Annotated in this window: 21 protein-coding genes, 1 tRNA gene and 2 pseudogenes; 16 read left to right on the top strand and 8 right to left on the bottom strand. The window is 65.3% G+C overall.

Features of this window, described 5'->3' with window-relative positions:
- Positions 1 to 78: 78 nt before the first annotated feature.
- The gene (locus tag A5712_RS30940; RefSeq protein ID WP_156766658.1) at positions 79 to 216 is read right to left on the bottom strand and encodes a hypothetical protein; all 138 of its coding nucleotides are present in this window, start codon (positions 214 to 216) and stop codon (positions 79 to 81) included.
- A gap of 244 nt (positions 217 to 460) precedes the next feature.
- On the opposite strand from A5712_RS30940, the gene A5712_RS19815 reads away from it, so the two are divergent.
- Positions 461 to 1,390 carry an SDR family NAD(P)-dependent oxidoreductase gene (locus tag A5712_RS19815; RefSeq protein ID WP_068108477.1) on the top strand — a complete coding sequence of 310 codons (930 nt, stop codon included), beginning with the start codon at positions 461 to 463 and terminating at the stop codon, positions 1,388 to 1,390.
- Between the two features lie 90 nt (positions 1,391 to 1,480).
- Positions 1,481 to 2,302 carry an SDR family oxidoreductase gene (locus A5712_RS19810; RefSeq protein ID WP_068108473.1) on the top strand — a complete coding sequence of 274 codons (822 nt, stop codon included), beginning with the start codon at positions 1,481 to 1,483 and terminating at the stop codon, positions 2,300 to 2,302.
- 173 nt (positions 2,303 to 2,475) lie between these two features.
- Here A5712_RS19810 and A5712_RS19805 read toward each other — a convergent pair whose 3' ends face one another.
- Both A5712_RS19805 and A5712_RS19800 read right to left on the bottom strand, forming a co-directional pair.
- A complete protein-coding gene (locus A5712_RS19805; protein WP_068108471.1) occupies positions 2,476 to 3,714 on the bottom strand; it encodes a cytochrome P450 in 1,239 nt (412 codons plus the stop codon).
- 184 nt (positions 3,715 to 3,898) lie between these two features.
- Positions 3,899 to 4,489: a TetR/AcrR family transcriptional regulator gene (locus A5712_RS19800; RefSeq protein ID WP_068108692.1), complete on the bottom strand. Its 591-nt coding sequence runs from the start codon at positions 4,487 to 4,489 to the stop codon at positions 3,899 to 3,901.
- A 214-nt stretch (positions 4,490 to 4,703) separates the two neighbouring features.
- On the opposite strand from A5712_RS19800, the gene A5712_RS19795 reads away from it, so the two are divergent.
- The 5 genes and pseudogenes from A5712_RS19795 to A5712_RS30355 all read left to right on the top strand — a co-directional run bounded on the left by A5712_RS19795 (position 4,704) and on the right by A5712_RS30355 (position 12,907).
- The gene (locus A5712_RS19795) at positions 4,704 to 5,930 is read left to right on the top strand and encodes a cytochrome P450 (RefSeq protein WP_068108469.1); all 1,227 of its coding nucleotides are present in this window, start codon (positions 4,704 to 4,706) and stop codon (positions 5,928 to 5,930) included.
- A gap of 50 nt (positions 5,931 to 5,980) precedes the next feature.
- On the top strand, positions 5,981 to 7,183 hold the full coding sequence (locus A5712_RS19790) for a cytochrome P450 (protein ID WP_068108466.1): 1,203 nt from the start codon (positions 5,981 to 5,983) through the stop codon (positions 7,181 to 7,183).
- 272 nt (positions 7,184 to 7,455) lie between these two features.
- A complete protein-coding gene (locus A5712_RS19785) occupies positions 7,456 to 10,386 on the top strand; it encodes an RND family transporter (RefSeq protein WP_068108462.1) in 2,931 nt (976 codons plus the stop codon).
- A gap of 222 nt (positions 10,387 to 10,608) precedes the next feature.
- Positions 10,609 to 11,076: pseudogene (locus A5712_RS19780) on the top strand (replication initiator); the annotation flags it as partial.
- 186 nt (positions 11,077 to 11,262) lie between these two features.
- Positions 11,263 to 12,907, top strand: a pseudogene (locus A5712_RS30355) (recombinase family protein).
- Here A5712_RS30355 and A5712_RS19770 read toward each other — a convergent pair.
- Positions 12,889 to 12,974, bottom strand: a tRNA-Leu gene (locus tag A5712_RS19770). The pseudogene A5712_RS30355 and the gene A5712_RS19770 overlap by 19 nt on opposite strands.
- A gap of 123 nt (positions 12,975 to 13,097) precedes the next feature.
- Between A5712_RS19770 and A5712_RS19765 the strand changes: the two genes are divergently transcribed.
- Complete coding sequence (locus A5712_RS19765) at positions 13,098 to 14,444, top strand: M20/M25/M40 family metallo-hydrolase (RefSeq protein WP_156766657.1); 1,347 nt, start codon at positions 13,098 to 13,100, stop codon at positions 14,442 to 14,444.
- A 25-nt stretch (positions 14,445 to 14,469) separates the two neighbouring features.
- Positions 14,470 to 15,000 carry a YbhB/YbcL family Raf kinase inhibitor-like protein gene (locus A5712_RS19760; protein WP_068108451.1) on the top strand — a complete coding sequence of 177 codons (531 nt, stop codon included), beginning with the start codon at positions 14,470 to 14,472 and terminating at the stop codon, positions 14,998 to 15,000.
- Positions 15,001 to 15,077: 77 nt separating this feature from the next.
- Here the strand turns inward: A5712_RS19760 and A5712_RS31450 are convergent, their stop codons facing one another.
- The 4 genes from A5712_RS31450 to A5712_RS19740 all read right to left on the bottom strand — a co-directional run bounded on the left by A5712_RS31450 (position 15,078) and on the right by A5712_RS19740 (position 19,748).
- Entirely contained in the window at positions 15,078 to 17,174 is a 2,097-nt protein-coding gene (locus A5712_RS31450) for a PE family protein (protein ID WP_068108448.1), read from the bottom strand.
- Between the two features lie 182 nt (positions 17,175 to 17,356).
- Positions 17,357 to 18,475: a quinone-dependent dihydroorotate dehydrogenase gene (locus tag A5712_RS19750; RefSeq protein ID WP_068108443.1), complete on the bottom strand. Its 1,119-nt coding sequence runs from the start codon at positions 18,473 to 18,475 to the stop codon at positions 17,357 to 17,359.
- A complete protein-coding gene (locus A5712_RS19745; protein ID WP_068108689.1) occupies positions 18,475 to 18,681 on the bottom strand; it encodes a DUF5703 family protein in 207 nt (68 codons plus the stop codon). The genes A5712_RS19750 and A5712_RS19745 overlap by 1 nt, the downstream gene beginning before the upstream one ends.
- 53 nt (positions 18,682 to 18,734) lie before the next feature.
- On the bottom strand, positions 18,735 to 19,748 hold the full coding sequence (locus tag A5712_RS19740) for a YncE family protein (RefSeq protein ID WP_068108441.1): 1,014 nt from the start codon (positions 19,746 to 19,748) through the stop codon (positions 18,735 to 18,737).
- A 164-nt stretch (positions 19,749 to 19,912) separates the two neighbouring features.
- On the opposite strand from A5712_RS19740, the gene A5712_RS19735 reads away from it, so the two are divergent.
- From A5712_RS19735 to A5712_RS19705, 7 genes are all read left to right on the top strand, one after another.
- The gene (locus A5712_RS19735) at positions 19,913 to 20,215 is read left to right on the top strand and encodes a hypothetical protein (protein ID WP_068108438.1); all 303 of its coding nucleotides are present in this window, start codon (positions 19,913 to 19,915) and stop codon (positions 20,213 to 20,215) included.
- 40 nt (positions 20,216 to 20,255) lie between these two features.
- Positions 20,256 to 21,023, top strand: a complete 768-nt coding sequence (locus A5712_RS19730) for a histidine phosphatase family protein (protein ID WP_068108435.1) — start codon at positions 20,256 to 20,258, stop codon at positions 21,021 to 21,023.
- Positions 21,024 to 21,086: 63 nt separating this feature from the next.
- Positions 21,087 to 21,674 carry a DUF3090 domain-containing protein gene (locus A5712_RS19725; protein WP_068108432.1) on the top strand — a complete coding sequence of 196 codons (588 nt, stop codon included), beginning with the start codon at positions 21,087 to 21,089 and terminating at the stop codon, positions 21,672 to 21,674.
- A complete protein-coding gene (locus A5712_RS19720) occupies positions 21,658 to 22,482 on the top strand; it encodes an SCO1664 family protein (protein ID WP_369830411.1) in 825 nt (274 codons plus the stop codon). The genes A5712_RS19725 and A5712_RS19720 overlap by 17 nt, the downstream gene beginning before the upstream one ends.
- A gap of 75 nt (positions 22,483 to 22,557) precedes the next feature.
- Complete coding sequence (locus A5712_RS19715) at positions 22,558 to 23,325, top strand: 3'(2'),5'-bisphosphate nucleotidase CysQ (protein WP_068108429.1); 768 nt, start codon at positions 22,558 to 22,560, stop codon at positions 23,323 to 23,325.
- A gap of 26 nt (positions 23,326 to 23,351) precedes the next feature.
- Positions 23,352 to 24,587 (top strand): cysteine--1-D-myo-inosityl 2-amino-2-deoxy-alpha-D-glucopyranoside ligase, encoded by a 1,236-nt coding sequence (mshC, locus tag A5712_RS19710; protein ID WP_068108427.1) that lies wholly within the window; start codon positions 23,352 to 23,354, stop codon positions 24,585 to 24,587.
- 17 nt (positions 24,588 to 24,604) lie between these two features.
- A complete protein-coding gene (locus tag A5712_RS19705) occupies positions 24,605 to 25,504 on the top strand; it encodes an SDR family oxidoreductase (RefSeq protein ID WP_068108424.1) in 900 nt (299 codons plus the stop codon).
- The last annotated feature ends 2 nt before the right edge of the window (positions 25,505 to 25,506 follow it).

Genomic DNA, 25,506 nt, shown 5'->3' with positions numbered 1-25,506 from the left:
CGCCAGTATCACCAGGACGCGGCGCATTGAATCGCGGTGAGTCCGGAGACATGTCGAAGCAATTCACGGTCCTCGGGGTCACCTGCGCATGGTGTAGACGATGTAGAGATGATCGCTCGGATTCGTCCAGGTGAAGTTCACCCGCTTGCCAATGCCGTTGAGATTCCATTCGATGTAGTCGGGTGGCTCGACGCATCCGCGGAACCAATTCTTCACCCCATTGGCTTGGTGTACCCACGATAAATGGGAAGAATCGATACTGGCGGCTTGGGTGCCCAAGGTCCCGCCCGGGCCGACTGTGAGAAGCCGCAGAGGTGGGTTGCGCCTCGCTTGTGCGGCCATCCACAGTGCCCCAATGTATTTGGTGTATGCGTAGCCGATGAACGAACTGTACTTGCGCTTGGGAAAAACTTTCGTAAACCTGGATAGAGAAGCGCTCACTGCGCTATAGATTATCCTCATGGTCGACGTAGAACTTCGGTTCGATGGTCAAGTCGCGGTCGTCACGGGTGCTGGGAATGGCATCGGTAGGTCCTATGCCCTTGAACTAGCCGCGCGGGGAGCGGCGGTCGTGTGCAATGACATCGCCGCGTCTGCAGCAGATTCGACCGTTGCAGAGATCGAACGGTCCGGGGGGCGGGCGGTCGCGGAGACGAGTTCGGTCGCAAGTCCGCAAGGCGGCGAAGCGATCGTGGCCGCGGCCATCGATGCCTTTGGTTCGGTTGACATCCTCATCAACAACGCCGGCCAAATTCGCAATGCGTCCTTTGATGAGATGACCATCGAGGACTTTGATGACGTCGTCCGGACCCATCTTGCCGGCTCCTTCTACGTCACGCAGCCCGCGTACCGGCGGATGAAGAAGTCTGGGTGCGGTCGGATTATCTTCACGTCTTCGGATGCGGGACTCTTCGGCCTCGAGTGGTCGGCGAACTATGCGGCTGCGAAGGCCGGGCTCGCCGGGCTGTCAAAGGTGGTGGCAATCGAAGGGGCGCCGTTCGGCATCACTGCGAACGTGGTGCTTCCGATGGCCATGGGCACGAGCCTGGACAGCGGGCGTCCGCCGTACTCACCAACGGGACTCGAAAACATATTCAACGCAATCTCCCCCGTAGCCGCCTACATGACGGTTGAGAATGTCGCGCCATTCGTTGTATTCCTGGTCAGCCGCGCCTGCGAGTTTTCCGGTCGCATCTTCTCGATCGGTTGTGGCCGCGTCGCTGAAGCGTTCATCACCATGGGTCAAGGGTGGTTTGCGCCAGACCCCTCGCGGTCGACACCCGAAGAAATCGCCGCCCATCTGGACGAGGTCTGCAACTTCGACGGCACTGTCACGCTCGACTCCGCGCTCGACCAGTTCCGCACGATCGCCGCGCGTATCTCCCACTAGCGTGTCGAACCGTCGCCATTGCACGTGGCACTCATAGGAGCCGTGAACTACCCCGGGATTTGTTCCTGGTCGGTTGCGTATCCTTCGTCAATGGCATCGAACGTGTCGGGGAAGGTTGCGTTCGTCACCGGCGGGGCGTCCGGCATTGGCGCCGCGTTGGCGACCAAGTTGGTGGACGGGGGCGCCGAGGTCTGGATCGCCGATCGTCAGATCGGCCCCGCGCAGGATCTAGCGCAACACCTCAACAGGGGTGGCACAAAGGCGTACGCGATTGAGCTGGATGTGCGCAGCTACCCATCGTTTGAGCGTGCCGTCGCCGAGGCGGTAGGGCAGTCCGGGCGGATCGACTACCTGTTTAACAACGCAGGCATTTTGGTCGACCGTGAGGTCGACTCGTACACGCTCGATGACTGGAACGACGTGTTGGATGTGAACCTGCGCGGTGTGGTGCACGGCATTCAGGCGGTCTATCCGATCATGATCGCGCAGCACTCCGGCCACATCGTGAACACAGCCTCGATCGGCGGTCTCGCCACCGGCGCAGTGCCAGCCAGCTACGCCGCCACTAAGCACGCCGTCGTCGGGATCTCCAAGTCGTTGCGCATCGAGGCCGAGCGCCACGGCGTGCAGGTATCGGTGCTTTGTCCTGGCATGGTCTCGACTCCGATGGTGCTAACGGAGAGACATCGGGGGATGGCACCAGGACCAATAGAACGCTTTCTGGAAACTTCAAAACCCGAACGGTTCGCTGAGCGCGCCCTTCGTGCCGTGTTGCGGGGAGACGCGATCATTGTGTTGCCGACGTGGTGGAAGGCATTCTGGTACCTGGAGCGGTTCTCGCCCGCATTGTCGATGCTCGTCGCAAAAGCCATGCTTAAGCAAAAACGCCGGATGCAGTCCACCGCCGCCTGATCTGCTGTCTTATGGCTAGGCAACACCGGGTTCTAAAACTGCCGCAATTTCACCGCGCCGCAGGCTTGCAAGAGCAAGATGCCACGAGACAGCGTTCCCTCGAAGTGCATCGTGCCTCAGTTGCAGCGTTTCATTCGAATGCCAAATAGGCATGGCAAACACAAGACTCCCAGTCAGCTGAGGCGCATCGGTAAGGATTCCAGACCCCGTAATGAGGGAATGGGCTTGAGCCGCAGACTTTCCCGGGGCACGGTGATCTCCAATTTGTCGAACCGTTGCAGCAACTGGGTGAGCGCGATGCGGCCCTCCAATCTCGCGAGGTGATGCCCAAGGCAGTAGTGCGCGCCAGACGCGAAGGCTAAGTGCTTATTCGGTGTGCGCGAAAGATCGAGTTGTTCGGCATCAGTGAAGATGCTCTCGTCGCGATTAGCGGAAATGATCATCCCAAAAACTCTGCTGCCCTTCGGGATTCGGGTTCCCGCGATCTCCACGTCTTCTAACGCCACGCGCACGGTCCCCACTGGCACTGGAGTGGTGAACCGCAACAGTTCTTCGATGCCGGTGTCAATCAATTCCGGCTCAGTGCGCAGCCTCGCGAGCTGATCGGGGTGCTCGAGCAGGGCCACCACGCTGTTGCCGATCAGGTTGGATGTGGTGTCGTGGCCGGCCAGCAGGAGCAGAAATATCATCGCGATCGCTTCACGGTCGCTGAGCTTGTCACCGTCGTGGGTGGCGCGCACCAGCTGCGAAATGAGCCCGTCGTCAGGATCGAGACGTCGTTCATCGGCGAGGCGTTCGAACAAATCCGTCAGCTTCGCCGCGCTGGTCACGAACCCGAAGAGGCCCCGTGGCCCCGCGGCTGAGCTCTGGGTCAAGCGCAGGCACAGGACATGGAACTCTTTGCGGTCGTCATCTTTAACGCCGAGCAATCGAGCAATCACCGTCAGGGGTAACGGCACAGCATAGTCACTGACTAGATCGACCTCGCCAGCGTGCGCCAGCTGCTCAACCAACTCCCGCGCAATACGGGTGATGTCACCGGCCAAACCGGCGACGAGTTTCGGCGTGAAGGCTTTGTGCACAAGTCTGCGCAATCGCTGATGTTCGGGATCATCTTTGGTCACCATCGTCTCGGTAAACAGCCGGATCGGCTTCGGTATTAGCCAGCGCACCCGGCGCACCGAGTCGTGGCGCATCACATCGCTGGAAAACCGCGGGTCGGCGTGCATGGCGAGAACATCTTCGTATCGGGTCAGCATGTATCCCTTACCCTTCCCCCCGATTATCAGAGGGGCCCGCACCCGCGATACCGGGGCTGATCTGCGCAGCTCGGCATATTTCGGATAGGGATTGCTGAACATGATGGGATCGGTGAGATCGGTGAACTCCGAGCATCCGGCCAGCGCTGTCATGGCCCAACTATGGGACACCCTTGCGAAAAATGCACGCATTCACGTGACCCCACGAAGATCCTGCAAGCGGCGCACCTTCGCGTGAGCCGCCTTTACGGGGAATCTTCGGAAAGGTGCTCGCCGTACTCGTGAATACGCCCACCGAGGCGAAGTTATCTCGTGCCGCTGAGGTATGGCCGACCACTCATTCGGGAGGGTCGCCCTCGAGTTCGCGGATGTAGCGTTCGGCGAATTGCACCGTCTTGGCATGCCCCAAGGTCACGCCGAGTGTCTCCTCGATAGCCAAGACGCCGGTGACGCTGCGCATCATGGTCATCACCACTTCGGGTGGCGCCTCGTCCGGAGGGATTCCGTAGCCTTCGAGAATGCCTGAGAGGGCCGCGATTTGCTCGTTGCGCAACAACTCAACGTAACGCGCGAGCTCGTCCCGCAACGCCTTGCGGCGGTTGGCCAGGGCGATGAACTCGATGCCGAACACGATCACCCGGGTGTCGGTGCCCATGCGCCACAGCGCCCACAGCGGTCTGTCCGTCTTTAGCGCCTGGCGCTGCAGTTCGAGTCCTTGCTCAGCTCGCCGCCGTAGGACCGCCAGGAACAGGTCGTCCATCGTGCCGAAGTGGTACGGCACCAACTGCGACCTCAAGCCCGCTTCCTTCGCCACATTGCGACCTGTGACAGCGGTGTAGCCATCGCGCAGAAGCAGTCGTTCGGCCGCATCGAGAAGCAGTTGGCGTGTCTTAGCGTCCGGCGACCCGGTTCTGCGTGGCGACGTCACCACTTGCTTCCATTCATCTGACCTGACCTGAATCTTCGGCTGTCATCGTAAGCCATCTTGAACATGCCTGGGCGCAGCGCTACTGTTAAGCGGTTGCTTAACTGACCTGCTTACAAGCCCCTGTTTCCCGAACGGCCCACGGCTGTGACTTCGAACGGCTCCGTCCGGACGCGGCCAGCACAGCATTCGGCAGCGGTGAGCGAGGAGTGATGCCGTGAGTACGTCGAGTACAGAAACCGCGCCCGCGCCGGTCGAGTTTGATCCCTATTCCAACGTGTTCTTCGATTCCCCCTTCGATACGTATCGGCGTATGCGGGACGAAGCGCCGGTGTATTACAACCCGAAGTACGACTTCTACGCCTTGACGCGCTACGACGACGTGGCAGCGGCTTACAAGGACACCGCGACCTACTCATCAGCGCACGGCGCCAGTCTGGATCAGGTCAAGTCCGACGACATGAACGTGCGCGACCTCAAACTCATCATCCTCATGGACCCGCCCGAGCACGACCGCATGCGAAAATTGGTCAGCCGGGCGTTTACCCCGCGCGCGATCGCGGGCCTCGAATCGATGGTTCGCGACCAAATCAGTCAGGCGATCAGCGCACTCAATCCCGCGTCGTTCGACGCCGTCGCAGACTTCTCCGCGCTCTTCCCGGTTGAGGTCATCACGGCCATGCTCGGCGTCCCCGCCAGCGACAGGCAACAACTCCGCAAATGGATCGATGCCGGGCTTGAACGCGAACCGGGCAGCATGGAGCTCTCCCAGGCGAACATGGACGCCATCCTCCAAACCGGCGCCTACTATTACGAACTGATCCAAGAACGTCGCGCACACCCCCAAGACGACATGATCAGCCGACTGATCGAAGTCGAGCTCGACGAGGACGGCGCTTCGCGCACTCTCGATGACATCGAAATTGCCGGGTTTGCAAGCATGCTCGGGGCCGCCGGTGCAGAAACGGTGACCAAACTTGTCGGCAACGCGGTGGTGGTCTTCGCCGACTACCCTGACCAGTGGCAACTGCTGCAACGAGATCGCACCAAAATAGGTGCCGCGGTAGAAGAACTCCTGCGCTTTGAGAGCCCCTCCCAGTACAACGTGCGGTACACCCTGCGCCAGGCGGCCCTGCACGACACGACGATTCCAGACGGGAGCGCTGTGTTGCTGATCAATGGGTCGGCGAACCGCGATGAGCGCGTTTTCCCTGACCCTGACCGCTTCGATATCGACCGCCGGCGAAAGTTCGGCTACAACATCGGTTTCGGCTACGGAATTCATAGTTGTCTGGGTGCGGCGCTGGCACGCCTCGAGAGCCGAATCGCATTGGAGATGCTGCTCGATTTCATCCCACGATTCGACATCGACCGTTCAGGTCTGCGCCGAGTCCACATGAGCAACGTCGCAGGCTGGTCCAACGTGCCGGTACGCGCGCGATGACCTGCGCCCCTGAATTGTTGCGTCTCGAATAGTGAGGAGCTCGACCACACATGACACCGAACGCGCTTACCGACGTCCACTTCGATCCCTACGACACCTCGTTGGTCGCCGATCCCTATCCGATGTTCAAACGATTGCGCGACCAAGCTCCGCTGTACCGAAACGACCAATATGACTTCTTCGCATTGAGCCGATTCGCCGACGTGGAGAAGGGGCTACGCGAGCACGAGACCTTCAGCTCAGCCCGAGGCAACGTGCTTGAAGTGATCAGGGCGGGCATCGACATCCCCTCAGGTCTGATCGTCATGAACGACCCGCCGCGGCAAACCATCCACCGGAAATTGTTGTCGCGCATGTTCACACCCCGAAAAATCGCCCAATTGGAACCCATGATCCGTACTTACTGCACACGCAGCCTGGACCCGCTGGCCGGTGCGGATGGTTTCGACTTCGTCGCTGACCTGGGCGCACAAATGCCGATGCGTGTAATCGGAATGCTGCTTGGTATCCCCGAGGAGCGCCAAGAAGCGGGCAGAGAGGCGGTCTACGAGGCGATCAACACCAGCCCTGGTGGCGAGGCGCCGTTCGCGGCAACGGGATTCATCGACGACGAGTTGATCGCGGAATACGTTGACTGGCGCGCCAAAAACCCCTCCGACGACATCGTCACCGAACTACTGAACGTGGAGTTCGAGGACGAAACCGGAAATCGGAGGCGGCTCGACCGAGACGAACTCCTCTCCTACGTGCGGCTACTACAAGCGGCAGGCAACGAAACGACCACTCGACTCATCGGATGGGCAGGCAAGATACTCGCCGAAAACCCCGATCAGCGCGCACAACTCGTCGCCGACCCCTCGCTGATACCCAACGCGATCGAGGAAATGCTCCGTCTGGAAACCCCCGCACCTCATGTCGCCCGGCATGTCACCCGCGACGTTGAGTACTACGACCAGATCGTGCCCGAGGGCAGCATCATGATGCTGCTCATCGCGGCCGCCAACCACGACGACCGACAATTTCCCCCCGACGGCGACAGTTTCGACATCCACCGTCGCCCCAAAACCCACCTCAGCTTCGCTGCCGGAGCTCATTTCTGCCTCGGCGCTGCCCTTGCGCGCTTGGAAGGCAGGATCGCTCTGGAAGAGGTACTGCGCCGTTTCCCCGAGTGGGACATCGACATGTCCAACGCCATCATGTCCACCACGTCAGTCGTGCGCGGTTGGGAAACAATGCCCGCCATCATCAAGTAAATCGTCCCGACTCGATTCGGGGCACGCTGACGGAGACCGGAAGGACGGGAGGGTGTGCAAGTGCCGCAGCGGGCCACACGCGGAATTAAACCCTCCGTCATATCAATTTCGAGGCGCGCTACACATTTGATCGCGCAGGGGGACGGTAGTTGGATTGCTTGTCAGTTTGTTGTGGATAACCACGACGGGCGCGGTGCGGTGATCAAGGGTGCGAATCGCTCAGACGCCAACGAAACGGTGAATGCTTTCGTCTACTGCCTGGACAAGTCCGCATGAGCGAGACCACCGCGGCGCCGCCGCGCGTTGATCAGCCGCTGATCCCGCCGTTTTTGCCGCGGATGATCCATCGGCTGGCGGTGCCGATCGTGCTGGTCTGGCTGGGCATCGTGTTTGTCACCAACACGCTGTCGCCGCAGCTGGAGGTCGTCTCCAACACCCATTCGGTGTCGCAGACTCCGACGGACGCGGCGTCGTTTCAATCGATGATGCGTGTCGGGTCGACGTTTAAGGAGTTCAGTTCCGACAGTTCGGCGATGGTTCTGCTGGAGGGCGACAAACCGCTGGGGGCCGAGGCGCATCGCTATTACGACGAGATCGTCAAGAGACTCGAGCAAGACACGAAACACGTGCAGCACGTGCAGGACTTCTGGAGTGATCCGCTGACGGCGGCGGGCTCGCAGAGCCACGACCAAAAGGCCGCGTATGTCCAGGTCTACCTGGCCGGCAACATGGGCAGCGGCCTATCCACCGACTCCAGCTCGGCGGTGCGCAAGATCGTGGACTCGGTGCCGGCGCCGCCGGGGATCAAGGCCTACGTCACCGGTGCGGCCCCGTTGTTTGCCGATCAATCCCATGCGGGGGAGAAAGGCGTGGCCCTTGTCACTCTGATCACCCTGGTCGTGATTGTGGTGATGCTGCTGTTCGTCTATCGGTCGGTGATCACGATGTTGGTCATGTTGTTCATGGTCTTCGTCGAGTTGCTCGCGGCTCGCGGTGTGGTGGCGACGTTGGGGAATTACGGCATCATGGGGCTGTCCACGTTCGCCAACAGCTTGCTGGTGTTGTTGGCGATCGCCGCCGGAACGGACTACGCGATCTTCGTGGTGGGCCGTTACCACGAAGCCCGGGGTTTAGGGGAAACCCGCGAAGAAGCGTTCTACACGATGTTTCACAGCACTGCGCATGTGGTGTTGGGGTCGGGGTTGACCATCGCCGGGGCGATGTACTGCATGAGCTTTTGCCGGTTGCCGTATTTCCAGTCGCTGGGGGTGCCTTGTGCCGTCGGCATGCTGGTCGCGGTCCTCGCGGCGCTGACCCTGGGCCCTGCGGTTTTGACGGTGGCGTCGTTTTTCAAGCTGCTGGATCCGAAGCGCACGCTGCAGACTCGGGGTTGGCGTCGCATCGGCACCGCGATTGTCCGCTGGCCTGCGCCGGTGTTGGCGGTGACCATCGCGGTTGCGTTGGTCGGTCTGCTGGCTTTGCCGGGTTACAAGACGGACTACGACAACCGGCACTTCCTGCCGGCCGACACCCCGGCCAATTTCGGTTATTTGGCCGCCGACAAGCACTTTGATCAGGCGCGGCTCAATCCTGAGCTGTTGATGATCGAGACCGATCACGACTTGCGTAACCCGGCGGATTTCCTGGTGCTGGACAAGGTCGCCAAGGCGGTTTTCCACATCCCCGGAATCGGGCGGGTGCAGACCATTACCCGGCCGCTGGGCACGCCGCTGGATCACAGCACCCTGGGGTTCCAGATGGGCGCCCAAGCCGCGGCGCGGCAGCAGACCCAGCACTATCAGGACGAGCAGGCGCAAAACCTGTTGAAGCAGGCCGACGAGCTGCGCAAGACGATGGCCACGCTGCGTGAACAGATGCAGGTCACCCAGGACCTGAGTAACACCACGCACGAAACCACCAGGCTCACCAAAGAAACCGTGGCGATCACCGAGCAGTTGCGTGACGAGATCGCCAACTTCGACGACTTCTTTCGGCCGATTCGTGCCTATTTCTACTGGGAGAAGCACTGCTACGACGTTCCGGTGTGCTGGACCCTGCGGTCGATCTTTGATGCGCTCGACGGCATCGACCAGATCGCCGAGAACGTCGCGAACCTGAGTGCGAATCTGGACAAGCTGGACCGGATTCAGCCCAAGCTGGTGGCGCTGATCCCGCCGCAGATCGAAAGCCAGCAGCGCAACCTCGACACCATCATGTCGAACTATGCGACCACGACCGGTCTCAACGAGCAGGCCAGAGCCCAAGCCGACAACGCCACCGCCCAAGGCGATGCCTTCGATAAAGCCAAAAACGACGACACGTTCTACCTTCCGCCCGAAGCATTCAAGAGCCCGGATTTCGCGCGGGGTCTCAAACAGTTCCTCTCGCCCGACGGGCACGCGGTGCGGTTGATCATCTCCCATGAAGGTGATCCGGCAACTCCTGAAGGCATCAGCCACATCGAGCCGATCAAGCAGGCCGTGCACGAGGCGATCAAGGGCACACCCTGGGAGGGTGCCCACGTCTATCTCGGCGGCACCGCCGCGACGTATAAGGACATGCACGACGCCTCCGACATCGACCTGATGATCGCCGTAATTTCTGCGGCCACACTGATTTTCATCATCATGCTGGTGATCACCCGAAGCGTCGTGGCGGCCTGCGTGATCGTCGGTACGGTGTTGCTCTCACTGGGCGCCTCATTCGGGCTTTCCGTGCTCCTTTGGCAGTACATCATGGGCTTGAAGTTGCACTGGATGGTGCTGGGGATGGCGATCATCCTGCTGCTGGCGGTCGGCTCGGACTACAACCTGCTGCTGATATCGCGATTCAAAGAAGAAATCCACGCCGGGCTCAAAACCGGGACGATCCGCGCGATGGCCGGTTCGGGCTCAGTGGTGACCTCCGCCGGTCTGGTGTTCGCCGCCACCATGGCCACGTTCGCGTTCAGCCCGCTGCGGGTGATGGCCCAGGTGGGCACCACGATCGCGCTGGGCTTGCTGTTCGACACCTTGATCGTGCGCTCGTTCATGACACCGTCGCTGGCCACCTTGCTCGGACGCTGGTTCTGGTGGCCCCAACACGTACGTCCCCGCCCGGCCAGCACCATGCTGCGACCCTACGGACCACGTACCGCCGTACGCGCGCTGATCCTCAACGACGTCGACGAACACCCACCAGGCGGGTTGGTGCAACCGCGCTGAACTTACATGGCGCGTGAAAGTCGCTACTCGCGCTGGCGCGAAGAACTGCGACTCGGCCCCGGCGAGGTTGGCACACTTTGGGGGCAAGAATTGTCGACGCGCCCTTCGCCATTGATGTCGATCCGACGCCGATTCTGGGAGGTTGCCGAAGAAGGTGCGTAACCGCCAGACGCACAACGCAGCTTCCCCAATGACGATGACGTCACCAGGACTCGTAAACCGAGTGAGCGACTAGTGGCGAAAGCGGGCGAGCTTGACGTCACCGAACACGTCCGGGCGATCCTGACGACCATCGCCAGCCTGGCAGATCGAGCTCACAACGTCGGCATCAACGACTTGGCAGGGATCGGGCGACGGCTGCACACCCTAGGCTACCGGGGACATATCACCACCAAATCTCGCCGCTACTCGGTCACCATGGGCAAGCTCCGCGCCATCCGCGCCACCTGGACTCGACAGCAAGCCGCCAAAGACTGCTCGCAGCAATATCATTCGCTACTCGATCCGACCGAGGAACGCGATGACACGTGGTGGGGGTTCGACCGTGCCGGACACGTCACGCTCGGCGACCGCACTCTCGTGTACGCCGCAGCGCTCCAACACATCGACATCCGCCGTGCCGGGCTGTTGGAAGCGCGTCGCCAAGCCCGCGACGAACAATGGGATCCAGCCTGGGGACGCGATGACTGACAAGCTTCGAACCGGACGTCCTCAATCCGAGCGTGGTGCTCGAAAAGATGCGTTAACCGTGTCAGAGGGGAGTGTTGAAATCGACATGCCCCATGATTACCGACTTCCGCACGAGGCTAACCGCGAGTTGGTACACCTCATACTGGCTGTGCGGGACCGGAGTTCTGGATCAGGGAGGGAAGTGGCATGAGCCTGAGGTTCGCCTTCTATGGCCGAGTGAGCACCGAGGACGCTCAGGACCCAGAGGCGAGCCGTAGCTGGCAGAAGCGGCGGGCATTAGAGCTAATCACTCCTCACGGCGGAGTCCTCGCTGTTGACTACTTCGACGTAGGTCAGAGTCGTTCTTTGCCGTGGAAGCGCCGACCAGAGGCGTCGCGTCTCCTGTCCGATGTTTCGTCAGGTGGCCGTGACTTCGATGCCGTGGTGATTGGGGAACCCGCCCGTGCGTTCTACGGGCCGCAGTTCGCGCTCACTTTCCCCGTGCTCACACACTACGGCGTCGGCCTGTGGGTGCCCGAGGTTGGCGGAGCGGTCGATCCTGGGTCCGAGGCACACGACCTCGTGATGACGCTTTTCGGCGGCATGAGCAAGGGGGAGCGCGCTCGAATCCAGATGCGCGTCCGTACGGCGATGTCAGCACTCGCGCAGGACACCAACAGATATCTCGGTGGTCGACCGCCGTATGGTTATCGGCTCGTCGATGCGGGCCCCCATCCGAACCCTGCCAAGGCAAATCTTGGGCAGCGGCTTCACCGCCTCGAACCTGACCCTGCGACATCTTCGGTGGTCGAGCGGATTTACCGCATGTATGCCGACGGCACGGGCCTGCGCTACATTGCGCAACAACTCACCGACGATGGCGTGCCGTCACCGAGCCAGTATGACCCGGCGCGGAATCGTCACCGTGACCCGCGCGGTTGGTCGCATTCGGCGATCCGCGCCATACTCGCCAATCCGACATATCTAGGTATTCGTGTTTGGGGCAAGCAGGAGAAATTCGAGGTCCTCGTCGACCCTGACGATGTTGCCGCAGGGTACGAGACACGCATGCGGTGGCGTGATCAGACCGACTGGATCGCACCGGACCGCCGCACTCACGAGGCGCTGATCCCTGACGAATTGGCTCAGGCTGTTCGTCTTCGGACACAGGCGCGGCGGGGTCCCGACCTCGTCTGCAGCAGAGAATCGACGTTGCCGTATGCGCTGCGTGGGCTGCTATTCTGCGCCGCATGTGGACGGGATGCAGGGCGCGGCGCGCGTCGGGAAACGAACGACCCGCATCCTGTACCGCTGCGAGCTAGGTAAGTCGCGTTCTGTACCAACAGACCTCAGCGATCACCCGCGGACTGTCTATCTCCGTGAAGACGAGGTGACAGCGCGACTGGACAAATGGATCGCCACCCTGGCCGATCCGGAAGACCTCGCACGCGGGCAGGACGTGGATGCGGCAGCAGGAACTCGGTATGCCGCCTTGCAGCGCCAGCTCAGCGAGGTGAACGGCAAGGTTGCTGCTTTAATTGCCGCCCTAGAGTCTGGCGTGGCCGTTGAGGACTTGACCGCTGCACTGCGTCGGCGCACCGCCGAGCGCGATGAGCTGAAGGCCCGCCTTGAGCGAGACGAAAGACCCCGCGCCATGTCTGCCGCGCAGATCAGCGAATTGGTCGAGGAGTTGGGCGGGCTGTCCGCGGTGCTTGGTGAGGCAACCGGTGCGGAACGCGCACAGGTATACGCAAGCCTGGGTTTGCGTCTTGATTACGACCCCTACCTGCGACAAGTCAAGGCGACGGCGGACCTGAGTCGTGTCGCCCGATGTGTCCGAGGGGGGACTTGAACCCCCACGCCCATTAGTAGGGCACTAGCACCTCAAGCTAGCGCGTCTGCCATTCCGCCACTCGGACAAGACCAACGAGAGTTGGCAGCTAAGGCTATCGGATCGGCCCGCGCGGACCCAAGTTAGCTCGCCGCGCGCCGGAGGTTCCGGCCCGAGCCCGGTCGCGCCGGCAGTGGTAGGAAAGGTGGTTGTGACCGATCACACCGAGCTGCCGTCCAATCGCTTCGATGACGTGGTCGAGGTCGTCAGCAAGCTGATCCGGTTCGACACCACCAACACCGGCGAACCCGAGACCACTCGGGGCGAGGCCGAGTGCGCCCAGTGGGTCGCCGAGCAGCTCCAAGAGGTCGGTTACCTGCCGCAGTACGTCGAGTCCGGCGCCCCCGGCCGCGGCAACGTGATCGCCCGCCTACCGGGCGCGGACAGCTCGCGCGGCGCCCTGCTGATCCACGGGCACCTCGACGTGGTCCCGGCCGAGCCCGCCGATTGGACGGTGCACCCCTTCTCGGGCGCAATCCGGGACGGCTTCGTCTGGGGCCGCGGCGCGGTCGACATGAAGGACATGGTCGGCATGATGATCGTGGTCGCCCGGCGGCTGAAGCGGGCCCGCATCGTGCCGCCCCGCGATCTGGTGTTCGCGTTCGTCGCCGACGAGGAGCATGGCGGCCACTACGGGGCGCAATGGCTGGTCAGCAACCGGCCGGAGCTGTTCGACGGCGTCACTGAGGCGATCGGCGAGGTAGGCGGGTTCTCCCTGACAGTGCCGCGCCGCGACGGGGGAGAGCGCCGGCTCTACCTGATCGAGACGGCCGAGAAGGCGATGTCGTGGATGCGGCTGAGCGCCCAGGGCCCGGCCGGACACGGCTCGATGGTGCACGACCAGAACGCCGTCACCGCCGTCGCCGAGGCGGTCGCCCGGCTGGGCAGGCACCAATTCCCGCTGGTGGTCACCGACACCGTCCAGCAGTTCCTGGCCGCCGTCAGCGAGGAGACCGGGCTGAGCTTCGACATCGATTCGCCCGACCTGGCGGGGACGATCGACAAGCTCGGCCCGATGGCCCGCATGCTCAAGGCCGTCCTGCACGACACCGCCAACCCGACGATGCTCAAGGCCGGCTACAAGGCCAACGTCATCCCCGCGACGGCGGAGGCGGTGGTGGATTGCCGGATCCTGCCGGGCCGCAAGGCGGCATTCGAGGCCGAGGTGGACCAGCTGATCGGCCCCAACGTGGCCCGCGAATGGATCAGGGACCTCCCGTCGTACGAGACCAGCTTCGACGGTGAGCTGGTTGATGCCATGAACGCCGCCGTGCTGGCCGTCGACCCCGACGGCCGGACGGTGCCCTACATGCTTTCCGGTGGCACCGACGCGAAATCCTTTGCGCGCTTGGGGATTCGCTGTTTCGGCTTCAGCCCGTTGCGGCTGCCGCCGGACCTGGATTTCGCCGCGCTGTTCCACGGTGTCGACGAACGGGTACCCATCGATGCGCTGAGGTTCGGCACCGAGGTGCTGGAACACTTCCTGACACACTGCTAGCAGACAACCAAAGAGAGGATCGCCCATGAGCCTGCCGCCCGACCCGTACGACGCGCTGCCGAAACTGCCGTCGTTCAGCCTGAATTCGAACTCCATCACCAACGGGCAGCCGCTGGCCACCCCGCAAGTCAGCGGGATCATGGGCGCCGGCGGGGAGGACGTCAGCCCGCAGTTGAGCTGGTCGGGGTTCCCCGAGGAGACCCGCAGCTTCGCGGTGACCGTCTACGACCCGGACGCCCCAACGCTGTCCGGCTTCTGGCACTGGGCGGTGGCCAACCTGCCCGTCGACGTCACCGAGCTACCCGACAATGCCGGCGACGGCAGCGATTTGCCCGGCGGCGCACTGACTTTGGTGAACGACGCCGGCATGCGCCGCTACGTCGGCGCCGCGCCGCCGCCGGGGCACGGGCCGCATCGTTATTACCTCGCGGTGCACGCCGTGGACGTCGAGAAGCTCGAGCTGCCCGAAGACGCCAGCCCGGCGTTCCTCGGGTTCAACCTGTTCCAGCACGCGATCGCGCGCGCCTACATCTACGGGACTTACGAGCAGAAGTAGCCCGCACGTTCGCGAAAGTGCAACTGCCGACAGGCCACTCGGGCAACGCGTCGCCAGTTGCACTTTCGCGACAGGGACTAGCCGGTCGGTGTGATTGCCGCGGCGATCGCTTCCGGAATGGTGTTGAACAGCGTCGGGAACAGGCCCCCGAATTCCGTGCCGCCCAGGGTCTGGTTGATGGGGATACTGATGCCGAGCAACTTCAGCGGAATCGTGACCGAGAGCGGTTCCGGCGGAGTGAGAAGCCCGTCGAATGGCACGTGGGCGGTGGCCGGCAGGATGATGACGCCCACCCCGGGTTCCGACACGGCCACCGGCAGCGGAAGGTCCACCAGCAGTTGGCCGTTCAGGAAGCCGTTCATCGCGTAGGCGGGCATGTCGCCGACCGCGTTCAGCATTCCCAGGACGTTGCCGGTCTGCGCCGCCGTACCGAACGCCGTCGCGCCCTGCGCGACCCCGTTCGCCATCGCGAACGGCGGACCCAATATCGCGAAGCCCAGCTGCAATGGCAGCCCGAATATGGCCTGGCCGGCCAGCGTACCGCCCGGAGGCAAAGCCGCCAGGGTCACCGTGAAGTTCGCCGAGACGCCGGCGTTGGTGAGTACGCCGACCGCGTTGGCCAAGTTGTGCAGCATCTGCCCTGGGACAGAGCCGGCAGGGACCAGGCTGGCGACACCCTGCACCTGCTGTCCGGTGGCGGTCAGGATGGGAAGTAGCGCTGCCGCCGGGCCTTCCAACCCGACCGGGCCCACGATGGAGATCGTGGCGTTGAGGTTCGCAATGGAACCACTGACATTGGTCGTCAGGTGGCTGGTATCGAAGCCGGTGATGAACAGGTCGATCGGCGCGTGCGCTGCGTCCTGCACCGCCGCGTAGTAGTTGCCGGCGGCTACTGCTGCCTGGGCCGCCGCGATGTCGCGGGTCGCGGCGGGCAGAGTGCCCTGGATGCCGGAGCCGATTTGCTGCAGCGACGTGCTCACCGTCCACCCATAGCCGGTCACGCCGTTGACGAACGTCTGCCCCAGGGCCACCGGGTTGAAGGTCGCGGCGCCCTGAACGGCCAGTTGAATGTTCGCCGGAACGTTCGCGGGAAAACCCTGCAAGTCGCTCGCGACCCCACTCGCGATGAGCTGCGCATAGTGACTCTGGTTGGCGATGATCTGGCTCAGGATCGGGAACGGATGGCTTGCGAACTGCGCGCCCATCAGGCTCAGATTCGTCGCCGTGTTCTCGAAGAGGACCGTGTACGGGTTGGGATAGGGCGCCGGGCTGCCGGATGGCACCGGCCCGAACAGCCCGGGCAGCAACGAGTTCAGCAGGGGTTGAAGTCCCTGGAGCAGCGGCACGTCCTGGAAGAGCCCGGTCACGGTTCCGCCCACGTCGCTCAGGGTTATGCCGTGGGTCAGCTCGTTGGACAAGAAGTTGCCGAGGTCCAGTCCGACGCCGTTGAGGGTCGGCCCCAGCAGGGCGCCGAGGGGTCCCGACGTGAGGCTCAGGCCTGGGGTCAAATTGCCAAGGTTGAACGGCCCGAAGAAGTCGCTCAGGGTCGGGAAGCCACTAAGAATCGCCGGGAAGGCGCCCAAGCCGTTGGCGAATGCGCCGCCGATGCTGTTGAAGATGCCGTTGAAGGGGCTGAGGAGTTGGTTCAGCCCGCTGCCCAAGCCGCCGAGCAGCCCGGTGCCCGGGGCACCCAGGCCGAGCAGTCCGTCGACGCCGCCGAGGAGTCCGCCGAGCAGGCCGCCGCCGCTTGAGCCGCCCAAGCCGAGCAGGCCACCCCCGCCGAGGAGACCGCCCCCACCGAGCAGCCCGCCCCCGCCGAGCAACCCGCCGAGAAGCGGGGCGGACGCAGCCGCGCCGTTGGCGGTGAATTCGCCGATCATGGCCTGCTGGGCATTGGCGAGCTCGGTACCGAGGTAGGCCGCCGCCCCACCGTTCAGCAGGTTCACAAACTCGTTGTGAAATGCCGCCGCCTGGGCGGTCATCGCCTGGAATTGCTGCCCGTACGCACCGAATAGCTCCGAGACGGCCAGCGACACGTCATCGGCGGCAGCGGTGGTGATGGCGGTCGTCTGGCCCGCTGCGGCCGCGGTGGCCTCTCGCAACGCGGAACCGATGCCCGCCAAATCCCCGGCGGCGGCCCCGACCGTTTCCGGCGCAGCAACGACAAATGACATGGCAGTCTCCCCTCGAAGGCTCTCCCGATTAGCCTGCTGAGATACCGGTCACATGTTCACCAAATTGTGACGGGCTAAACCCGTTTCTAGCAGCTAGTTATACAAATGCACAACCCGCAACGCGCGGCGTCGTATTGGCAAGGCGTTCAACCGTTTTAATTGACACACGCCAAATAGGACGGCTATCCGGGCTCCCCAAGCCGTTCCGAGCCCCCCGTCGGTCGGCCCGGGTCGATGGCCGCGGACCCCACCGCGTCGCCGAGTGACGCGAACCCCCCGTCATGCAGGCGGCGGGCAATGCCGTCGTGAATGTGCTTGGGCCACAAGCCTCCTCCGTAGATGAAGCCGGTGTAGGCCTGCAGCAGCGACGCGCCCGCGGTGATCCGCTCCCACGCGTCGTCGGCCGTCTCGATGCCGCCCACGCTGATGAGCACCAGGCGGTCACCCACCCGGCCGTATAGCCGATGCAGCACCTCGACCGCCCTGCGCGCCACGGGCGGCCCCGAGATACCGCCCGCGCCAAGCTTTTTCACCCCCGGCGTGGTCAGTCCCTCCCGCGACACGGTGGTGTTGGTCGCGACGATGCCGGCCAGGCCCAGCTCGACGGCGAGGTCGGCGATGTCATCGACGTCGGAATCGGAAAGATCGGGTGCGATCTTGACCAGCACCGGCGTCGACGTCGTCGAGGCCTCCAGCAGGACGCCCTGCAGGATCGGCCGCAGCGATTCCACCGCCTGCAGGTCGCGCAGCCCCGGAGTGTTGGGCGAGCTGACGTTGACCACCAGATACGACGCGAGCGGCCCCACCAGCCGGGCGCTGGCCCGATAGTCGCCGATGGCGTCGGCGGCCGCGACCGCCTTCGTCTTGCCGATGTTGACCCCGATCGGCACGTCGGGGCGGCGATGGGTGAGGCGGATCGCCAGCGCGCCGGCGCCGCGATTGTTGAACCCCATCCGGTTCAGCAGGGCCCGGTCGGCGGGCAGCCGGAACAGACGCGGGCCGGGGTTGCCAGGCTGGGGTTGCGCCGTGACGGTGCCCACCTCGGCATATCCGAAACCCAACGCGCCCCAGGTGAGCAGGCCCTTGCCGTCCTTGTCGAAGCCGGCGGCCAGGCCCAGCGGTCCGGGGAAACGCACCCCGAACACCGTGCTGGCCAGCACCGGATCGGTCGGGCCGAGCCGTCGGTGCAGCGACCGCCGCGCGGCGGGCAGGGCCGTGACGGCGCGCAGCAGTGCGAACACCAGCGTGTGAATGCGTTCGGGCGGGAACAGGAACAACAGCCGGCGGGTAAGCCGGTACATCACAATTCCGGTTGGTCGGGCCGTCGGCTGTCCAGACGAGTTTTCTTGCGGCGCAACAACACCCGTCGGCTGCCGTCGGTGTAGAGGCGCACCCGGGTGAGCTCCCAGCCGCGATATTCGGCCTCGATGGACAGCCGGATGGACGCGCTGAGCCGCGTCACTTCCGGCGGCAGGCGCAGCGGGATCCATTCGTATTCGTCGGACATCTCGGCTTCCCAGCCCGCCGGCAGCCGACTCCACCGCGGTTCTTGACGGCTCGTCACGGCGTGCCCGCCGCGTGCTCGATGACCTGGACACCCGCACCCGACCCCGACACCACGTACAAGGTGCCCGACGCTTCGTCAAAAGCCAGCGAGTTGGGTTGCTGCACGGTTGGGTATCGCACCCTTTCGACGGGAATTCCGGTTGACAGATCGTAACCAATGACGACGTTCGCCGCGGTGAGGGACACCCAGGCCAGCCCCCGGGAACCGGCCAGGCCGTACGGGGACTGCCGCACCGGGTAGGCCTGCCGCAGGATCAGCGGGTCGACGCCGTAGACCAGCAGCTGCCCGCCGCGGGTGTCGGCGACCAGGACGCGGCCCAGCGAGTCAACGGCCAGGGTGGTCGCGCCCTCCCCGGCACGCAGCGCCTGCTGGGCGCGTCCGTCGGCGCCGATCGTCGTCACCGAGGTCTGGCCCCGATCCAGCACTACGATCGTATTCCCTTGTGCCGCAATCGCATCCACACGTGCGAAGATCTTATTGCGGGTGCTGATGGTGGCGCTGCGTACGGAGGCCGGTGTCCGGGAGGCGAAGGTGTAGAGGGCGCCGTCCGCGCTGCCCAGCACCAGCGTTCCGTCGGCTCGCTGGGCGACGGCGGTGAAGTCGACCTGCTGGGCGTTGGCGACGGGCACGCGGGTCGCGCGTCCGGCGGACAGGTCGACCACGAAGTAGCCGCCCCGGGTGGCCAGGAAGGCCGTGCCGCGGCCGTCGCCGGTCAAAGAGGTCGCCGGGCCCGGCAGGTCGACGACCCGCGGCGCGGCCTGCGGGTCACCGAATTCGGTGAGGCTGGCGGGCGCCTCCGGGTCGCCGCCGGGGGCCAGGACGGCCAGTTGACGGGTGGCCGCGTCGAAGATTGCCGCGGCGCCGTGGCCGGCCAGCTGTCGCACCGTGCCGGCCGGGGGTTGCGACGTCGGCGGGGAGACGGCCGGCTGGGCGGGTTCGATCGTGGGCGGCGCGCTACCGAGCGGATCGCCCGAGCAACCCGCGGCGGCTACCAGCAAAAACGCCATCGCAAGGAAGGCGCCCTGGGCTGCTGGTTTGTCGCCCGTATGTCGTCGCAGCAATTATTTTCCCTCGCGTCACCAATGTGAAATTCAAATTTTAGGGAACGGTTTCGCATCCAATATGGCCATGTTGCCTGCATGGGGTCGGACTGGAGAGGTATGGTCGCGTCATGACCGTCATCGTTGACCGGCATGTCGCAGACAAAGAGTTTGCTGTCGAGGACATCTCGACGGGAATCTTTGCCAGCGGGTACGGACAACTCGGTGATGGGCGCAGCTTCTCCTTCCACATCGAGCACCGCTCGCTCGTCGTCGAAATTTACCGCCCACGCCTCTCCGGCCCCGTTCCGCAGGCCGAGGACGTGGTCGCGCGGGCGATCCGCGGCCTGGTCGACATCGACCTCACCGACGAGCGCAGCCTGACCGCCGCGGTCCGCGACTCGATCGCGCACGCCGTGCCGGTCTCCCGCTAGCGAACCCGTCGCGCCGACCGCACCGAGTACGGTCGTCGTCGTGACCGTCATCCTGCTCAGGCACGGCCGCTCCACCTCGAACACCGCCGGTGTGCTGGCTGGGCGGTCGGAGGGCGTCGACCTCGACGACAAGGGCCGCGAGCAGGCCGCCGGGCTGATCGACCGGATCGGCGACCTGCCGATCCGCGCGGTCGTGACCTCCCCGCTGCTGCGCTGCCGGCGCACCGTCGAGCCGCTAGCCGAAGCGCTGTGCCTCGAGCCCCTGATCGACGAGGAGCTCGCCGAGGTGGACTACGGCGACTGGACGGGCCGCAAGATCGGTGAGTTGACGAAGGAGCCGTTGTGGCGGGTGGTCCAGGCCCACCCGAGCGCGGCGGTGTTCCCCGGCGGCGAGGGCCTGGCGCAGGTGCAGGCTCGCGCGGTCGCAGCCATCCGCGCGCACGACCGACGGCTGGCCTTAGAAATTGGCGGAGCAGACGGCGCCGACGCGCTCTGGGTGGCCTGCACCCACGGTGACGTCATCAAGTCCGTCGTCGCCGACGCCTACGGCATGCACCTGGACGGGTTCCAGCGCGTCACCGCCGACCCCGGGTCGGTAACGGTGATCCGCTACACCCCGCTGCGGCCGTTCGTGTTGCACGTCAACCACACGGGCGGCCGGCTGTCCGCCGCGTTGCGGGCGGGGCCCCCGCCGAAGGACGAGACCAAGGGTGATGAGGCTCACGATGAGTCGAAAGGGGAGTCGCAAACCGGGCCGGCCGAAGCGGTGCCGACGAGCGACGCGGTGGTCGGCGGGTCGACTGATTAGTTTCGCTGCGGCGGGGCAATCGAATCGCACGGCGACGGCAACAGCCGGTATTTTGGAGGTGCCATGGCCCGCGCAATTCACGTCTTCCGCACGCCCGACCGCTTCGTGGCCGGGACCGTCGGCCAGCCCGGAAATCGCACGTTTTACATACAGGCCGTGGGCGATTCGCGGGTGGTGTCGGTGGTCCTGGAGAAGCAACAGGTCGCGGTGCTCGCGGAGCGCATCGGCGCGCTGCTGCTCGAGGTGAACCGCAGGTTCGGCACGCCGGTTCCGCCGGAGCCCGCCGAGATCGACGACCTCAGCCCGTTGATCACGCCCGTCGACGCGGAGTTCCGGGTCGGGACCATGGGCCTCGGCTGGGACTCGGAGGCGCAGACGGTGGTGGTCGAGTTGCTGGCCGTCACCGACGCCGAGTTCGACGCCTCGGTCGTGCTCGACGACACCGAGGAAGGCCCCGACGCGGTGCGGGTCTTCCTGACGCCGGAGTCGGCACGCCAGTTCGCCACCCGCTCCAACCGCGTTATCTCGGCCGGCCGTCCGCCGTGCCCGCTGTGCGACGAACCGCTGGACCCCGAGGGCCACATCTGCGCGCGCACCAACGGCTACAAGCGCAGCGCGCTTCTCGGGCCCGACGATGACGCCGAGGAATAACGAGGCGCACGAGCGGGAGGTGCTGCGGGACGGCGAACTGACGGTCCTCGGACGCATCCGCTCCGCCAGCAACGCCACCTTTTTGTGCGAGTCGACGCTCGGCGAGGCCAGCGTGCACTGCGTCTACAAACCGATCTCCGGTGAGGCGCCGCTGTGGGATTTCCCGGACGGGACCCTGGCCGGGCGCGAACTCGGCGCGTACCTGGTGGCGGTGCAGTTGGGCTGGAACATCGTGCCCTACACCATCATTCGGCACGGGCCGGCGGGCCCGGGCATGCTGCAGCTGTGGATACAGCAGCCCGGTGACGCGGTGGATTCACCCCCCACGAACCTGCCCGACCTGGTCGACCTGTTTCCCGCCGACAAACATGAGCCGGGTTATCTGCCGGTGCTGCGGGCCTACGACTACGCCGGCGACGAGGTGGTCCTGATGCACGCCGACGACATCCGGTTGTGGCGGATGGCGGTGTTCGACGTGCTGATCAACAACGCCGATCGCAAGGGCGGCCACGTCCTGCGCGACCTCGAGGGCCACATCTACGGCGTCGACCACGGGGTGTCCCTGCACGTGGAGAACAAGCTGCGGACCGTGCTGTGGGGCTGGGCCGGCAAGCCGATCGACGACAACACGTGCGAGGCGATCGCCGGGCTCGCCGATTCCCTGGCCGGCTCGTTCGCCGACGAGCTGGCCGGGCACATCACCAGCGCGGAAATCGCGGCGCTGCGCCGGCGCGCGTGCCGGCTGCTGGACAACCCGGTCATGCCGGCGCCCAACCGGCACCGCCCCATTCCCTGGCCGGCGTTCTAGTGCGGGTCGCCGCCACCGGTCAAAGCGGGCCAGGTCGTCGGCGATACTGAACCGGTGACTTCCGCGCCGGGTGAGATGACGGACGCCGCCCTCGCCGCCGATCTCGCCGCGGACGCGGGGGAGCTGCTGCTCAAGGTGCGCGACGAAATCGGTTTCGGCCATCCCTGGGCCCTCGGCGACGCGGGGGACAGCCTGGCGAACGCGTTGATCCTGCGCCGGCTGCGGGCCGAGCGGCCCGGCGACGCGGTGCTCAGCGAGGAGGCCTACGACGACCTTTCCCGGGTCAATCACGACCGGGTGTGGATCATCGACCCGCTGGACGGCACCCGCGAGTTCTCCACCCCGGGCCGCGACGACTGGGCGGTCCACATCGCGCTGTGGCAGCGGCCCACCGACGGGCAGCGCGAGATCACCGACGCGGCCGTCTCGCTGCCCGCCCGTGGCAACACGGTGTACCGCAGCGACACCGTGACCGCCGGCGCCGCGCGCACCGGCATCCCCGGGACCATCCGAATCGCGGTCAGCGCCACCCGGCCACCCGCGGTGCTGTACCGCATCCGCCAGACGCTGCACATTCAGCCCGTCGCGATCGGATCGGCGGGCGCCAAGGCGATGGCCGTTATCGACGGCGACGTCGACGCCTATGTGCATGCCGGGGGGCAGTGGGAATGGGACTCGGCCGCCCCGGCCGGGGTGCTGATGGCCGCCGGCATGCACGCGTCGCGGCTGGACGGCTCGCCGCTGCGCTACAACCAGCTCGACCCGTACCTGCCCGACTTCGTCATGTGCCGCGCCGAGCTGGCCCCGATCCTCCTCGGCGCCATCCGCCAGGAATTTCGCTGATCCCGTGCGCGTTTAGAGTCGACGTTATGCAGACGTGGTCTTCCGCACAGGTCCCGGTGCTGCCGGGGCGCGGCCCGGAGCTGCGGTTGTATGACACGTCCGACCGGCAGGTGCGTCCGGTGGCGGCCGGATCCAAGGCAACCATGTACGTCTGCGGCATCACCCCCTACGACGCCACCCACCTCGGTCACGCGGCCACCTACCTGGCCTTCGACCTGGTGCACCGGCAGTGGCTGGACCTCGGTCACGACGTCCACTACGTGCAGAACGTCACCGACATCGACGACCCGCTGCTCGAGCGCGCCGAGCGCGACGGCGTCGACTGGCGCGAGCTGGGCGACCGGGAGGTCGACCTCTTCCGCCAGGACATGGCGGCGCTGCGGATACTGCCGCCGCGCGAGTACGTCGGCGCGACGGAGGCGATCGCCGAAGTGGTGGAGCTCGTCGAGAAGATGCTGGCATCCGGTGCGGCGTACGTCCTCGACGGCGACTATCCCGACATCTATTACCGGGCGGACGCCACCGTGCAGTTCGGCTACGAGTCCGGCTATGACCGCGACACCATGCTGCAGCTGTTCGCCGAGCGCGGCGGCGACCCGCACCGCGCCGGCAAGACCGACGAACTCGACGCCCTGTTGTGGCGGGCGGCGCGGCCCGGCGAGCCCAGCTGGCCCTCGCCGTTCGGCGCCGGCCGGCCCGGCTGGCACGTCGAGTGCGCGGCGATCGCGCTCAGCCGCATCGGCAGCCCCGTGGACATCCAGGGCGGGGGCAGCGACCTGATCTTCCCGCACCACGAATTCACCGCCGCCCACGCCGAATGTGTCCGCGGCGAACGCAGATTCGCCCGCCACTACGTGCACGCGGGGATGATTGGCTGGGACGGGCACAAGATGTCCAAGAGCCGCGGCAACCTGGTCCTGGTGTCGGAGTTGCGTGCGCAGGGTGTCGAGCCGGCGGCCATCCGGCTGGGTCTGTTGGCCGGGCACTACCGCGCGGACCGGTCCTGGAGCCGCCAGGTGCTCGACGAGGCGACCGAGCGGCTGGGGCGCTGGCGCGCCGCGACCGCCCTGCCCGCGGGCCCGGACGCCGCCGACGCCATCGCCCGCGTGCGCCGCTACCTGGCCGACGACCTCGACACCCCGAAAGCCCTTGCCGCGCTTGATGGTTGGGCGACCGACGCGCTCGAGTACGGCGGCCATGATGCCAGCGCGCCGGAGTCGGTGGCGACCGCGGTCGACGCGCTGCTCGGGGTGCAGCTGTAAAGAGGTACGTTTCGCCCATGATGTCGCTGCACGGCAAAGTCGTCTTCATCACAGGTGGCGCCCGGGGAATCGGGGCCGAGGTCGCCCGTCGCCTCCGCAACAAGGGCGCCCGGCTGGTGCTGACCGATCTCGACAAGGCCGAACTGGCGGCCGTCGCCGCCGAACTCGGCGAAGAGCGGGTGCTCACCGCCGTCGCCGACGTGCGCGACCTGCCCGCCATGCAGGCCGCGGCCGCCAAGGCCGTCGAACGCTTCGGCGGCATCGACGTCGTGGTGGCCAACGCCGGCATCGCCAGCTACGGCTCGCTGTTGCACGTCGATCCGGAGGCGGTCAAGCGGGTGCTGGACGTCAACCTGCTGGGCGTCTTCAATACCGTCCGCGCGACGCTGCCGACGGTGATCGACCGGCGCGGCTACGTGTTGGTGGTCTCGTCTTTGGCCGCATACGCGGCGGCCCCGGGGCTGGCGCCCTACAACGCGACGAAGGCCGGCAACGAAATCCTCGCCAACGCGCTGCGGCTCGAGGTCGCCAACCTCGGCGTGAGCGTCGGCTCGGCGCACATGTCCTGGATCGACACCGCCCTGGTTCGCGACAGCAAGGCCGACATCCCCGCCTTCGGCGAGATGATCGCGAAGCTGCCGTGGCCCCTCAACAAGACCACCACGGTCGACGAGTGCGCGGACGCCCTCGTCAAGGGCATCGAGGGCCGCCGGCGCCGGATCTTCTGCCCGCCGTGGGTCGGGCTGCTGCGCTGGCTCAAGCCCGTGCTGTCCAGCCCGGCCGGCGAATTCCCCGTCCGCAGCGTCACCGACAAGCTTTTGCCCCGGATGGACGCCGAGGCTGCCGCGCTCGGCCGCTCGCTGTCGGCGTTCAACGTCGAGTCATTGCGCGAAACGCGCGGGCTCGCAGGCGATTAGGC

It is taken from the genome of Mycobacterium sp. E2327, from assembly GCF_001672675.1.
Lineage (GTDB): Bacteria > Actinomycetota > Actinomycetes > Mycobacteriales > Mycobacteriaceae > Mycobacterium.
This window is presented reverse-complemented; position numbering and strand designations above follow the sequence as displayed.

Excerpts from the sequence above, each read along its gene's own strand:
- A5712_RS31450 (WP_068108448.1), bottom strand. The coding sequence starts at position 17,174 with ATGTCATTTGTCGTTGCTGCGCCGGAAACGGTCGGGGCCGCCGCCGGG.
- A5712_RS19705 (WP_068108424.1), top strand. The coding sequence starts at position 24,605 with ATGATGTCGCTGCACGGCAAAGTCGTCTTCATCACAGGTGGCGCCCGG.
- A5712_RS19750 (WP_068108443.1), bottom strand. The coding sequence starts at position 18,475 with ATGTACCGGCTTACCCGCCGGCTGTTGTTCCTGTTCCCGCCCGAACGC.
- A5712_RS19735 (WP_068108438.1), top strand. The coding sequence starts at position 19,913 with ATGACCGTCATCGTTGACCGGCATGTCGCAGACAAAGAGTTTGCTGTC.
- A5712_RS19805 (WP_068108471.1), bottom strand. The coding sequence starts at position 3,714 with ATGACAGCGCTGGCCGGATGCTCGGAGTTCACCGATCTCACCGATCCC.
- A5712_RS19720 (WP_369830411.1), top strand. The coding sequence starts at position 21,658 with ATGACGCCGAGGAATAACGAGGCGCACGAGCGGGAGGTGCTGCGGGAC.
- A5712_RS19790 (WP_068108466.1), top strand. The coding sequence starts at position 5,981 with ATGACACCGAACGCGCTTACCGACGTCCACTTCGATCCCTACGACACC.
- A5712_RS19760 (WP_068108451.1), top strand. The coding sequence starts at position 14,470 with ATGAGCCTGCCGCCCGACCCGTACGACGCGCTGCCGAAACTGCCGTCG.
- A5712_RS19740 (WP_068108441.1), bottom strand. The coding sequence starts at position 19,748 with ATGGCGTTTTTGCTGGTAGCCGCCGCGGGTTGCTCGGGCGATCCGCTC.
- A5712_RS19725 (WP_068108432.1), top strand. The coding sequence starts at position 21,087 with ATGGCCCGCGCAATTCACGTCTTCCGCACGCCCGACCGCTTCGTGGCC.
- mshC (WP_068108427.1), top strand. The coding sequence starts at position 23,352 with ATGCAGACGTGGTCTTCCGCACAGGTCCCGGTGCTGCCGGGGCGCGGC.
- A5712_RS19815 (WP_068108477.1), top strand. The coding sequence starts at position 461 with ATGGTCGACGTAGAACTTCGGTTCGATGGTCAAGTCGCGGTCGTCACG.
- A5712_RS19810 (WP_068108473.1), top strand. The coding sequence starts at position 1,481 with ATGGCATCGAACGTGTCGGGGAAGGTTGCGTTCGTCACCGGCGGGGCG.
- A5712_RS19715 (WP_068108429.1), top strand. The coding sequence starts at position 22,558 with ATGACGGACGCCGCCCTCGCCGCCGATCTCGCCGCGGACGCGGGGGAG.
- A5712_RS19745 (WP_068108689.1), bottom strand. The coding sequence starts at position 18,681 with ATGTCCGACGAATACGAATGGATCCCGCTGCGCCTGCCGCCGGAAGTG.
- A5712_RS19785 (WP_068108462.1), top strand. The coding sequence starts at position 7,456 with ATGAGCGAGACCACCGCGGCGCCGCCGCGCGTTGATCAGCCGCTGATC.